Source organism: Halobacillus sp. A1 (assembly GCF_024189295.1).
Lineage (GTDB): Bacteria > Bacillota > Bacilli > Bacillales > Halobacillaceae > Halobacillus_A.
The window spans coordinates 22202-34167 of record NZ_JAIZEN010000005.1 but is presented as its reverse complement, the minus strand read 5'-3'; the positions used below and the strand labels follow the sequence as shown (position 1 = coordinate 34167).

Below are 11966 nucleotides of genomic sequence, written 5' to 3'. Positions count from 1 at the left end.
ATCAAATATCGAAATCCAACATATTTTCAGCAATCTCTGAGAAAGACTCTTCTGATTCTTCGAAGTAGCTTTCCCACAAATCTTTACTCCAAAATTCAATACGATTTGATACACCAATAACTACACATTCCTTATCTAACTTCGCATGGTTTCTCAGCGGTGGGGGAATGTTTACTCTTCCCTGCTTATCTACTTCACATTCGACAGCTCCAGAAAAGAAAAATCTAGTGAAGGCTCGCGCATCTTTTTTAGTAAGGGGAAGCTTTTTCAGCTTTTCCTCTAATAATTTCCACTCGTTCATAGGATAAGCGAATAAACATTGATCTAAACCTCTTGTCAGCACAAAGCCTTCTTGAAGTTCTTCACGAAATTTCGAAGGGACGATGATCCGTCCTTTCATATCGATGTTATGCTGAAATTCGCCCATGAACATAGAGTTTACCCCACCTTCTATTTTCAGACTACCACATCACTCCACTTTTCACCACTCATTTTTAAATATTCTACTGACGCAAAAAAAATCCTGCTTATTTAAGCAGGATTCTTACTGTTTTTTATAGTGGGAGATGGTGGGGGGTTATTTAAAATCTAACGACAAAATGGGTGTGATCAAATGATAATTCTCTGCTGCACACTCTCTCAAATACGTCTATACCGTACATATTAACCCATGGGACTATACTCCACATTCTTTCCTGCAGAGCTCCGCCTGGGCGCAGCAACAGGTTCAATTCATCGAATACTCGCAACTCCCGTTCGTAATTTTCTTCGGTCGATTTCAGCATCCGTTTTTGAAGGAAGCCAATTGACTGATGAATATATTCTAAGTTTTTGTCTGCTAGTGCTTTCATGTCCGGCCCCAGATCCGCAGCTTTGTTTCTAAGAGGCTTGTGGATGTTTTCTATTTCTTTTTTCATCTCTTCTGCCAGCTTATCTATTGGCTGTTCACCTAATGTCGCTATCCAGTTCAATTTATTAGGACCCGTGCCTTGCTGGACTCCAGCCCCTACATCAATTTCGTAATCACGAAGTCTTTTATCGGATGCACGATCCAGTAATGTAAATGATAACCTTGGAATTACTGGAGGCATTCGTAAATTTAAAGTATGAAAAGCTGGTTTAAGCGCTGCCCAATAATTTATTTCTCCAGGACCTCCGACGAAACCGAGAACGGGAAGAAGGAGTTCCTGCATAAGCGGTCGAGTAACTACGTTATTACTAAGCCGCCATGGCTCCTGTTCAGCAAGGGAAAGCAGATCATCTTTACTTAAGCTAACTTCTCCTTTTTTCCCTTTGAAGAATCCATCTTCATCCCTGACTAACAGAACCCGCTCCCCGTCTTTATGAAGAAACAAGTTTGCGTCATTTGCTGAGCTGAACAGAGATATCGGGTAGCCTTCCTGTTTGATTTTCTGCTCGGAAGAATATACGCTCTGAGCAATCTGCTCATTATGGTAAACCATTTCCTTGAAGTAGGATCCTTCTAACTTGCGAATTTCTCGGTCATGAGCATCGAGTAAAATCAAACCTTCACGAGGAAACAATTTATGAATCACTTTTGCAAAAAAGTCCGTAAAGCTGCTCGACGTTTTAATCACATCTTTGAAGCTTGAATAAACACTGGAGGTATACTCCGTTTCCTGAAGGTGGTTAAAGACCTTATCCAGCCAGGCTATCACATCGTGGTCATTAAATATTAAATCTGACACGGATGACTTTTCATTCACTTCAGTATCCACCTGTAGTTTTTCCATAGACTGGTTGTTTTTCATATAAATGTGATTGATTTCCGCAAAGTCATGATCCTCCCCTGCGATCCAAAACACAGGTACAACAGGACTCCCTAATTCCTTCTCTTTCAATTTCGCCATCTGTAAGACAGAAATGATTTTATGCACAGTATATAAAGGGCCTGTTAGAAGCCCTGCCTGCTGGCCGGCTACTATAGCTGTCGTGCGTTTATCTTCTAACTTTTTAATGTTCTGAAAAGTTGGTGCTGAAGCATTCCAGCGATCATTCAACTGTGTAAGTACTTCAGTTAATTCTTCCCGTTTATAATGGTTATCTTGAATGTCCTCAGCTCTTTTAAGCCAATCACTTTCATTGGCAGGATTAAAATCGAATTTATCGTGCACACTTTTGTTATCCGCTTTATAATCAGCAACGAGAGGGTTAGCATCCGAAAAATTAATTGGATCGATGCGCATTTATGAACTTCTCCTTCTATACATAGGTTGTTATGTACCACTATGTATTGTACAAAAAACCGCCGCGAAGTTCACCTAATCTGTTTGTTACAGAAATAGACGGTCCACAATCCCAAAAGCGGTCAACCCTATATAAACAGCTGTAAATACTAGGAAACTCAATCGCAGAAAGCTTTTAAAGGCTTTGAACAAGAGGATTTCTTCAGATATTTTATATTGAATGATAATTGCTACGCTCAGTAAAAACAGAAGAAATACAATGATCCATGCTAAAGCGTTTAAATCGAACAACACGATGAAAAGGGTATGTACAGCTGTAACTAGAATCGGTACCATAAGCTGAGCCGTCTGATGAACGGCTTTCCTGTTATTTCGATACAGCTTACGAGTTATAAAATAAAGCAAAAATAAAAATAAAAAAGGCACGGTGACTATAAAAGCTAAAATATATACAAATACCTCACTCATATAGCCTCTCCTTTATAATTTATTGCCTCCAATGCATGAATGGATTCAATGACAAAATTATGATATGGAGCCTCCCCTTCCAGTTTTTCAAGGATAAATCCACAGATCGCGTCTATTTCTGTTTTCCGTTCCTCATTGAGATCTTTTAACATAGAGGATTGATTTTCACCCGTAGACTGTGCAATTCGGCAGATTCGTCGCCATTGTTCTTCATGGATAAGTCCCAAAGCTCTTGAACCCTCTTCACACAATAGTTCTGCCAGCTTTCTGATATGGTCATTTTCTAAAATGTGTTTATTTTTCACTCTAAATATTGCTGTTAACGGATTAATCACTGTATTAATAATCAATTTCTCAGAAAGCATGTTCCAGTAATCATCATGAAAGTAAATCGGGAACTTTTCTGATCCAAGAAGATCAACAAGCTGACTTGCAATTTCCTTCCCATGATGATTCGCAAGCCGAATGGAACCCCTTCCCGTGTGAAAGACTTCATATGCGGAGGCTTTCAGTGCTCCGTGCTCAACAATGCCCAGGGCACAATTATTGGGCAAATGCTGAATGAAGGATAAGTGGGTCATTCCATTTTGAATAAATAGCAAATCAGGATTTGAAGGCAGAGTTAAACTTTGCAGGTGATACTGTTTTACAGCCACAATCAAAAGCTCCTGTTCATTCATCTGCTCATTATTAGAATAAGTTTTAATTTTACGCATCATTCTGTCGCAAATGACCCCATTTTCATTCAATGCCCTCTTTTGCTTTTCCGTTCTGACATAGAGGGACACCTTGTGAACAGCCCCTAAATGAGCTGCAAGAAGTAACCCTATAGAACCTCCGCCTATAATTCCTATTCTCACGAGTTTTACACCTCCGTTCTAAAGCCTTTTTTATTATTGTAGCAAAATTCATTTAGATAAGGGAGAAGATTTTTCCATAGGTAATTGTTATTTCATTCTGAATATTTTTATATTATAATGGTATATTAGATAGATATTTGAAAGGGGAATCTGGAATGATGACAAAAATAAAGGTTCAGCCTCTTTTGGTAAATTATAAAACGTTAGAGGAATTCAAACGATTTAAAGAATATGGGAATCAAGAATTAGCTATGTTTGAGGATTTAGAAAGTAACATCGTCGAGAATGACAGTGAGTCACCGTTTTTTGGAATCTATTTTGGAAACGCTTTAGTGGCAAGAATGAGTTTATATCGCGTCTCAAAAAAATACGATTATTATTTCACACCTCCTCAAGACTATTTAGAACTTTGGAAATTGGAAGTTCTCCCGGACTATCGCAATCAGGGATATGGAAAAGCTTTAGTGGATTTCGCTAAAAGCTTCAAGTTACCAATAAAAACAAACCCAAGAATTAACTCACATGGGTTTTGGGAAAGAATGGATTTCCATAAAGCTCATTATGAGGTAGAACGTGACCTGGGCGAAAACCCGCTCATTTGGCTGCCTTCGGGAGTCGAGGAAAGAGATATAAGTGAATAAAATAACACAAGGCCGCTACATTTTATGTGTAGGGCCTTTTTTATTTAAGAAGACGTCTGATAACGATTCTTCACCCAATTCGTCAATTTATCAATCTCAGACCAGGCATCTTCCCATTGTTTGATTTGATTTTTCAAGCGTACATTTTCTTCGCTCAGCTGATACAGCTTAGATTGTAACTCTTCCTGATCATGCTGGGAATGCTGCTTCATCTCTTTTAAAAAGAGTATGGCATCATCAAGAGATATAGATGAGTTTTTTTGCAATGCAGCAGGGTTCACCGTGTTTCGGTAGGAAGTACGCTCCTGCTTAGCTTCACGGATGTCGTTTTGATAATTTTTTCTAACCGTTGCGTTCCACCGGAATCCGCAAGCAGCAGGTGTTCGATTTAATTGTCTCGCAACTTCTTGAAAAGCTTCCAACTGGGTATGGCCTTCTTTAATGTATTGCAAAACAGTGTGTGCTAGTAATTCATCTTCATCTATCTTCCAAGCATCTTGTCTTGGAGCATCCATTCTATCCCTCCTTTATAGTTTGCTTATAGTTATGCAAATGTGGAGGTTGATAGACTATACTTCATTATTTTTTTCGTGATTCCTTGAATCTCCGCAAAGCTTCTTTATGTTCAGACGACTCCCAAAGACGAGCGCAATTCTCAACTTCAAGTTCCATGTCTTCCAATACTTCTTCAATAGATAGTTTGCTTAAGTATTGTTTCTTAAACCATCGTAACTGCTCATTAGATTTGTTCATAATGGAACTAAATATATCTTCATCCTGAAAGTTCTCAGCCTCTATAATTTTATGTAACCAGCCTATGCGAAGTGCTTCCTCCGCTCCATACATAATCGCATCCATCAACCACTGAGAAGCTGCTTCTGGTCTTATACGTCTATATAACAGTTCGCCGCCTCCCCATCCAGGGATAATTCCTAAACTTGCTTGTACGAAGCCGAACTGTGCGTCACACCTCCCATAACGAAAATCACATGCTGTAGCTATCTCACATCCTCCCCCCCGGGCCTGTCCGTTAAGAAGAGCAACAGTCGGCATTGGAAATGTGAACAACTCATACAAAACCTCTTTCATCAGACTCAACTTAACGTAAGCTTCCTGCTCATTTAACCCTCCGTGGAATTCCATCAAATCGCCTCCAGAACAAAAAGCCCGGTGACCGGCTCCCGTTATGACAAGACACTTGACACTCGGATCATTTTTTAACTTTCGGAGCGTTTGTAATAGCTCACGACTCATTTGTTGGGTAACCGCATTCATCTTTTCGCTTCGGTTTAATGTTACCTTAGCCAATCCACTTTTAGTCTGTTCAATTCTAACCTGTTCCATATCCACTTCTTCCTTTCTACTGCTAAGTACTTCTATCGGATGTAAAAAAGGAGCCTGAATGGAATTCAGGCTCCTTTAACACTTAGATTTACTTTGCAATGACTTGCTTTCCATTATACTGTCCACAAGATTTGCAAACATGGTGTGGTTTTGAGTACTCCCCACAGTTCTGACATTCTACCATGCCAGGTACATGTAGTTTTTTGTGAGTACGGCGTTGGTTTTTAACCTTTTTTGAAGTTCTGCGCTTAGGTACTGCCATGTTGTACACCTCCTTTTATTTTACGAGAGGAAATCAGATTGTTTCCTTATTCGTTATTTTCTTTTTCATCTAATAATGATTGCAGTTTAGCCATGCGAGGATCTACTTTGTTTTCCTCCGGTTCTTCTGTAACCACCTGCCACCCTTTTCCTTCAGTTAGAGCTTGAGCGTGTACCTCATCGTCCTTACAAAACACACGAGTTGGAACCTCTAATAGAACATTTTCCTTTATAAAGGGGGTTAAGTCAAGAATTTCTCCACGAACCGGATGAATCTCGCTCTCATCTTCTTCTTTATAGAAGGAAGACACATTAAATTGCTCAAGTCCTTCAATTTGAAAAGGGTAAGGAACATCAACAAGTGTTCTCGCACATGGAAGAATCATTTCACCTTCAGCTGTAAAAGTGACAGTAATGTCGTCACCACGCTTTGTAGCTTGACCTTGCACATGCACATCAGAAATTCTTCGGATGTCGTTGTTCATGTTCTCTAATTCGCGGATATCTACATCTTCTTCAAATTCAAACGGCTGATCACCGGATTGATTAAGTTTTTGTAGAGGAAATTTCATTTTTTCACCTCATGGCAACAAGAGTTATTGTAAAAGGATTTTCGTGTTTTGTCAATATATTTTCTTTACACACACTGACTCACGAATTCCAATACTTATATTTTATATAAAATTGAACAGAATCTCAACTAACTGCTACCATCATGATAAAATATGGAGAACAGTAGTAATTATCATGCCGCTTTTTAATGCGGCAAGGAGGTAACTAAGATGAATGCTTGCGGTATAGTAGTGGAATATAATCCGTTTCACAACGGTCATAAATACCACGTATCAAAAAGCAGAGAACAGTCAGGTGCAGACTGCATGATCGCGGTAATGAGCGGACATTTTCTCCAAAGAGGAGAACCGGCCATAATAGATAAGTGGCACCGTGCAAAAGCTGCTTTACAATCCGGAGTTGATTTGGTTTTAGAACTCCCCTACGTCTACGCGGTACAGCATAGTGACTATTTCAGTAAAGGGGCGGTCCTTTCCCTGTCAGCTTTGGGCATTGATTCGTTATGTTTCGGCAGTGAAAACGGAAAAATCCCTCCGTTTATGAAGGCTTATGATGATTTAAAAGAAAATAAAACCTCCTATGAAGTAAAAATGAGACAAGCTCTGGACCTTGGGCATTCCTATCCTGATGCTGCTCGAATAGCCAACGAGGCGATCGGCATATCGACATCTTCATTCGACTTTTCAGCTCCTAATAATATATTAGGTTTCAGCTATATAAAACAACTTTTGACATACGATGAATCGATCAAGCCTTTGACTATAAAACGTCAGGAAAGTGAATTCCATGATGAACATCTTTCAGGACGGATGGCAAGCGCAACTAGTATTCGTAAAGAGATATTAAAAGAAGGTAGAATTTCTGAACATGCCAGGCAGGCTCTTCCTCAGGAAACCATAGACCAATTAACACTTTATCGCGAAAGAGCGGATTTATGGCATGATTGGAACCTGTATTTCCCCCTGCTCCACTATAAGCTATCTGTTAGCTCTCTTAAAGAACTCCATGCTATTCACGGAGTGGACGAAGGATTGGAATACCGATTGAAAAAAGCCATTAAGACATCGGTCTCTTTTGGCGACTTTATGGAAAAAGTTAAGACGAAGCGATATACGTGGACGAGAATTCAGCGTGTGTGTACACATATTCTTACAAATTTCTCAAAAGAAGAAGCTGACCTATACTTAGATCAGAACACCGTCCCGTATGTACGCGTCCTTGGCATGAACCAGACGGGTCAAGAATACCTTGGTCACCGCAAGAAAAAAATGGAAGTCCCTCTCATTACGCAGCCGCAAAAGGCTAATCACCTTATGCTTGAGATAGAAGAAAGAGCTTCAGCTGCTTACTATAATCCGCTTCCTAATGACCGTAGAAACAATCATTATCATAGGGAATTCGGTGCGCCTGTCCGCATTTAACTTGATTGAATGATGACTTAGCAAAAACCCTTATTGAGAAAAAACACTTTAAAATTAGAAGTGCTCATAAAAATTATTGCTCGTTTTCCATCATCTAGTTTAATCGTTCATATTTTTATAAGCTGCGCACCTTGTGGTAGTTATTAAACTATTTGGCAGGATACTTTAAGACTCAGTTTCGAGATAACCAGGGTTCGTGGCTGTAATGAGAGTCTGGTGTGGTTGGGAAGCTACTCGCTTTCCTGTGGGGTATCTGCTGTTCCTTCATCTTGATGAGTAGAAGGTGGTTTTAGGAATGGACTCGCTTTCCGTGGGAGTGCGGTGAGCTTCCTCAGGCTGTCGCCTTCCGGGATCTCACCATTCACTCTCATCCCACAGGAGTCTCGCCCATTCCTAAAACCACCTAACTTATATTAAGAGACGGAACTAAGAAAAGAGAAGCAAAAAAAATCTCTTGTACCAACGTTTCCGCCGCCCCTCACTATAGATGTGCTTTCTCGAAATCGCCTGGATAAGAACTTTCACACTTATAGTGGGAGCGTTAAACTCCAGTGCTCTGGTTATAGCATTTTAGTTTTAAAACTTCCTGCACTTCGAGGTAGTTCCAAGCGTTTTCTTGCATACAGAAGTCCCGGTGGTTATCACTTAAAACCAGTTATTTTTTATGTGAAGCACCAACTAAGATGTTTCCGTTATCCTCACAAAAGCAAGAAGGTCCGGGAAATTACGAGACTCCTGTGGGAAGAGAGTGCTTGGTGAGACCCCGGAGAGCGAAGCTCGAGGAGGCTCACTGCGCTCCCACGGAAAGGGAGTGATTTCCCGGAGCTCTTACCTCTGTTGAACATAACGGAAACAGTCCAAACATCTCGAAACTGAGTCTTCTGCTATAGGGAGCTTATGTGTAACACTGAAAATTAACAGAGCTTGACATAGAAAAAAGGACTGTCCATGAAGGTCTAATTCTTAGACTTTCAGGACAGCCCTTCAATTTAATTTTCATATCCAATTAACTCGCTTCCATTTCATTAAGATAATCAAGGGCATCTTGAAAATTATCTACCGGAACAATTTCCATCTCAGTTCCTATATCTTCTGCAGCTTCTTTAGCGACCTCGTAATTCGATCCCTCAGCTCCACCTTCGTTAGGAGCAAAAAACACGTCACTTTCCTCTCGATGAGCGGCTACTACTTTTTTATCAATTCCGCCAATCCTGCCAACTCTTCCATCGTAGTCTATTTCGCCTGTACCAGCAATTTGTTTACCTTTCGTTATATCTTCTTCCGTCAAACGGTCGTACATTTCCAGAGAGAACATCAGTCCTGCACTAGGGCCTCCAATTTCTCCGCTTTTAATTTCAGCTTCAGGATTGACTTCAACTGAACGATCTGTAACTAATGAGATGCCAACCCCGACTCTATCTGGTTCATTCGGGAAAGGGGCTACTTCAATTTCTTTGTCTAGTGTTTCATCTTCTCTTTTTATCGACAGGGTTACACTCTCGCCTTCCTCCAGACCTTCCACATAATCAACCAGTTCAGCGGATTCATTTATTTCCTGGTTATTGATACTAACTATTTGATCTCCAGGCTGCAATTCTTCTTCTGCAGGCATCCCCTCGAGCGCATTAACGACGAACACACCCTCATAATCAATTTTAATATCTCGATCGGCTGTTTCATAAGCTACGACCTTGGCCGCTTCCTGTGAAGATTCCATAAGCTGAAGCTGTGCGTGAAAATATTCTTCTTGTGAAATACCCTCAGGTCTTACCTGTTCAATAGGAACGACTTCATAATAGGGTCGTATTTGAGCGATCACCCATTGAAGCGGGGTAGCTTGGCCACCTCTCACTGTAACCAAATGCATATCTCCCTCACTAGGAAATGAACCTTCAATTTCAACGAATGGCTCAAGAGCATCAGCCGTCCCTGGTTTATATATATAGAATGGCAAGCGATATGCACCGATAAAAGCTACAATGAGCACAGCTATTATACCGGTGATTATCATTCTTTTGTTGGACTTCATACTTATGTTGGCTCCTTCCAATCCCTAATCTTATTCAGGATGCTGTCTATCTCATTCTCAGCTGCTTTTTCACCTTCTTTTACGATTTCTTGAAGGTCTGTAAATGCTCGTGAACTGAATTTCGTTACATCAGGTCGAATCATAATATCAGTGAAGGAAGAGCGTCCGGTCACTGATGCTAATTCATCTTGCATAATATCGATGCTTTGTATAATGACATCATAAATCGAGTGAATCGTAGGCTCTGCATCTGTATGAGAACAGTCAACGGCGATGATAATGTCGGCGCCCATGTCTTTTACTACTGAAACAGGGACTCGGTCGATGACCCCACCATCAATATATAGACGTCCGTCAATTTTTTCGGGTACGAAGATGCCAGGAATCGATATACTCGCCCTTACTGCATCACAAGCGGGTCCTTTATGAAAAATTTTCTTTCCACCAGTTGTTAAATCAGTAGCAACAATAGACATAGGAATGGTGAAATCTTCTATAGTTTTCCCAAACGTAAATAAACGGATATACTCTTTAATTCTACGCCCCTGAACAAACCCCATTTTAGGAACGGTAAAATCAAGGTAGTATTTCCGTTTAAATGTGAAGGCTAACTTGTACAAGTCATCGATTTTTTGCCCGGCTGCATACAAGGAGCCTACCAAAGCCCCCATACTGCTTCCCGCAATCATATGTACAGGAACCTGATTTTCATGCAGTACTTTCAGCACACCTAAATGAGCGAATCCACGTGCACCGCCTGACCCAAGAGCCAGTCCGATCTTAGGCTGTTTCAATCCGCATCTCTCCCTGGGTAACAATAAGTCAGTTGACCAGTTAGTAATTTCATGAGCTTTTCCCTTTTATTTTATGGAATATGATCCGCACTTATGAGCGTACTAATAAGTATTCGTTACAAAATCTATCCCTATTTTACTATGGATGATTTTAGAAGTACAGAAATCGAGAAATCTTTGAGGTGATCGTACTGTCGTATTTCAAGACATCATTGTTTACAATTTCATCCCTTTATTTGACCATCTCTCTTATTCAAATGCCAGATGTAGCTTTTGAGGCTAGCACGCGCGGCTTGAACCTCTGGTGGACAATCGTTTTCCCCTCCCTGCTCCCTTTCTTCATAATAGCCGAGCTGTTATTCGGTCTTGGTGTTGTCCATGGAGTAGGGATATTATCTGAAAAAATTATGAAACCTTTGTTTAATGTACCGGGAGCAGGCGGATTTGTCTGGGTGATGGGCATGGCCAGCGGTTATCCTGCTGGAGCTAAATGGACAGTAGAATTGCGTAAAAGAGGACAAGTCACCCAAACCGAAGCTGAACGATTAGTTGCCTTCACTAACGCTTCAAGCCCTTTGTTCATTTTAAGCGCTGTTGCTGTAGGTTTTTTCGGTGACCCGGCGTTAGGGGTGTTTTTAGCCGTGGCACATTACGGTGGAAGTTTAATCGTCGGTATCTGTATGAGATTCTACGGGTTTTCCGACCAAGGTTCTAATGAACGTTCGGCAAATTTTTCATTTAAACAAGCATTTTTAGCGATCCATCTAGCTCGATTGGAAGACAAAAGACCCTTCGGCCAATTATTGGGCGATGCAGTAATTAAATCAGTACAAACCCTTCTTTTAGTGGGTGGATTTATCATATTATTCTCAGTCTTAACCGGTTTATTACAAGGCGGTATTCTTTTTTCTTCCGCCTCTAACATTCTGTCGCTAGTTCAAGTTCCTCCAGATCTTCAAACTCCAATATTGACGGGGATGCTCGAGATGACAAACGGTATTGGGGAAATTACTTCATCAAACGCTTCACTTGTCACGCAACTCTCGATTGTCAGCTTCATGCTAGGGTTTCACGGTTTCTCTATACAGGCTCAAATAGCAAGTATACTTGCCGATACTGATATTAGATTTACACCTTACTTCATAGCTAGAATCATCCACGGTTGTTCAGCTGTCTTGATCATGCTTATGATTTTCAAATGGAGCAGCATGTCCAGCCGGCAAGCTGTCAAAATATTTAATGAACCGTCAATCTATAACTACTCCTACTTTGATTTCATGTTCGTTGTTGGGCCGATACTAACCATGAGCGCTATAGTCCTGGCGTTGATATTAGAAATCAAAAAAATAAAGCAGACCTGAGAGGCTG

The 11966-nt window shown here is 40.6% G+C and carries 13 protein-coding genes; 3 read left to right on the top strand and 10 right to left on the bottom strand.

Annotated elements, in window-relative coordinates:
- Position 1 precedes the first annotated feature (1 nt).
- The 4 genes from mraZ to LF817_RS07005 form a co-directional block, all read right to left on the bottom strand.
- Positions 2-433: a division/cell wall cluster transcriptional repressor MraZ gene (gene mraZ, locus LF817_RS07020; RefSeq protein WP_253935081.1), complete on the bottom strand. Its 432-nt coding sequence runs from the start codon at positions 431-433 to the stop codon at positions 2-4.
- Positions 434-581: 148 nt separating this feature from the next.
- The gene (gene bshC / locus LF817_RS07015; RefSeq protein ID WP_253935080.1) at positions 582-2207 is read right to left on the bottom strand and encodes a bacillithiol biosynthesis cysteine-adding enzyme BshC; all 1626 of its coding nucleotides are present in this window, start codon (positions 2205-2207) and stop codon (positions 582-584) included.
- Positions 2208-2294: 87 nt separating this feature from the next.
- Complete coding sequence (locus LF817_RS07010) at positions 2295-2675, bottom strand: DUF3397 domain-containing protein (protein WP_253935079.1); 381 nt, start codon at positions 2673-2675, stop codon at positions 2295-2297.
- The gene (locus LF817_RS07005; RefSeq protein ID WP_253935078.1) at positions 2672-3535 is read right to left on the bottom strand and encodes a ketopantoate reductase family protein; all 864 of its coding nucleotides are present in this window, start codon (positions 3533-3535) and stop codon (positions 2672-2674) included. Before LF817_RS07005 ends, LF817_RS07010 begins: the two co-directional genes overlap by 4 nt.
- Before the next feature lie 155 nt (positions 3536-3690).
- Between LF817_RS07005 and LF817_RS07000 the strand changes: the two genes are divergently transcribed.
- On the top strand, positions 3691-4176 hold the full coding sequence (locus LF817_RS07000; RefSeq protein WP_371925007.1) for an N-acetyltransferase: 486 nt from the start codon (positions 3691-3693) through the stop codon (positions 4174-4176).
- Positions 4177-4220: 44 nt separating this feature from the next.
- Here the strand turns inward: LF817_RS07000 and LF817_RS06995 are convergent, their stop codons facing one another.
- The 4 genes from LF817_RS06995 to LF817_RS06980 all read right to left on the bottom strand — a co-directional run bounded on the left by LF817_RS06995 (position 4221) and on the right by LF817_RS06980 (position 6353).
- Complete coding sequence (locus LF817_RS06995; protein ID WP_253935077.1) at positions 4221-4691, bottom strand: RsfA family transcriptional regulator; 471 nt, start codon at positions 4689-4691, stop codon at positions 4221-4223.
- Between the two features lie 64 nt (positions 4692-4755).
- Positions 4756-5520: an enoyl-CoA hydratase/isomerase family protein gene (locus LF817_RS06990; RefSeq protein ID WP_253935076.1), complete on the bottom strand. Its 765-nt coding sequence runs from the start codon at positions 5518-5520 to the stop codon at positions 4756-4758.
- Between the two features lie 88 nt (positions 5521-5608).
- The gene (gene rpmF / locus LF817_RS06985; RefSeq protein ID WP_253935075.1) at positions 5609-5782 is read right to left on the bottom strand and encodes a 50S ribosomal protein L32; all 174 of its coding nucleotides are present in this window, start codon (positions 5780-5782) and stop codon (positions 5609-5611) included.
- 46 nt (positions 5783-5828) lie between these two features.
- On the bottom strand, positions 5829-6353 hold the full coding sequence (locus tag LF817_RS06980) for a YceD family protein (RefSeq protein ID WP_253935074.1): 525 nt from the start codon (positions 6351-6353) through the stop codon (positions 5829-5831).
- Between the two features lie 210 nt (positions 6354-6563).
- Here LF817_RS06980 and LF817_RS06975 point away from each other — a divergent pair, with 210 nt between their 5' ends.
- Positions 6564-7775, top strand: a complete 1212-nt coding sequence (locus LF817_RS06975) for a nucleotidyltransferase (RefSeq protein ID WP_253935073.1) — start codon at positions 6564-6566, stop codon at positions 7773-7775.
- Positions 7776-8781: 1006 nt separating this feature from the next.
- Here the strand turns inward: LF817_RS06975 and LF817_RS06970 are convergent.
- Both LF817_RS06970 and LF817_RS06965 read right to left on the bottom strand, forming a co-directional pair.
- Positions 8782-9804 carry a SepM family pheromone-processing serine protease gene (locus LF817_RS06970; RefSeq protein WP_253935072.1) on the bottom strand — a complete coding sequence of 341 codons (1023 nt, stop codon included), beginning with the start codon at positions 9802-9804 and terminating at the stop codon, positions 8782-8784.
- 2 nt (positions 9805-9806) lie between these two features.
- Complete coding sequence (locus tag LF817_RS06965) at positions 9807-10598, bottom strand: patatin-like phospholipase family protein (RefSeq protein ID WP_253935071.1); 792 nt, start codon at positions 10596-10598, stop codon at positions 9807-9809.
- Between the two features lie 182 nt (positions 10599-10780).
- Here LF817_RS06965 and ylbJ point away from each other — a divergent pair, with 182 nt between their 5' ends.
- A complete protein-coding gene (gene ylbJ, locus LF817_RS06960) occupies positions 10781-11959 on the top strand; it encodes a sporulation integral membrane protein YlbJ (protein WP_253935070.1) in 1179 nt (392 codons plus the stop codon).
- Positions 11960-11966 lie beyond the last annotated feature (7 nt).

Bases quoted from the DNA above. Each gene is read 5' to 3' on its own strand.
- LF817_RS07000 (WP_371925007.1), top strand. From the start codon at position 3,691: ATGATGACAAAAATAAAGGTTCAGCCTCTTTTGGTAAATTATAAAACG.
- LF817_RS06995 (WP_253935077.1), bottom strand. From the start codon at position 4,691: ATGGATGCTCCAAGACAAGATGCTTGGAAGATAGATGAAGATGAATTA.
- LF817_RS06975 (WP_253935073.1), top strand. From the start codon at position 6,564: ATGAATGCTTGCGGTATAGTAGTGGAATATAATCCGTTTCACAACGGT.
- LF817_RS06970 (WP_253935072.1), bottom strand. From the start codon at position 9,804: ATGAAGTCCAACAAAAGAATGATAATCACCGGTATAATAGCTGTGCTC.
- LF817_RS06990 (WP_253935076.1), bottom strand. From the start codon at position 5,520: ATGGAACAGGTTAGAATTGAACAGACTAAAAGTGGATTGGCTAAGGTA.
- rpmF (WP_253935075.1), bottom strand. From the start codon at position 5,782: ATGGCAGTACCTAAGCGCAGAACTTCAAAAAAGGTTAAAAACCAACGC.
- LF817_RS06980 (WP_253935074.1), bottom strand. From the start codon at position 6,353: ATGAAATTTCCTCTACAAAAACTTAATCAATCCGGTGATCAGCCGTTT.
- bshC (WP_253935080.1), bottom strand. From the start codon at position 2,207: ATGCGCATCGATCCAATTAATTTTTCGGATGCTAACCCTCTCGTTGCT.
- mraZ (WP_253935081.1), bottom strand. From the start codon at position 433: ATGTTCATGGGCGAATTTCAGCATAACATCGATATGAAAGGACGGATC.
- LF817_RS07010 (WP_253935079.1), bottom strand. From the start codon at position 2,675: ATGAGTGAGGTATTTGTATATATTTTAGCTTTTATAGTCACCGTGCCT.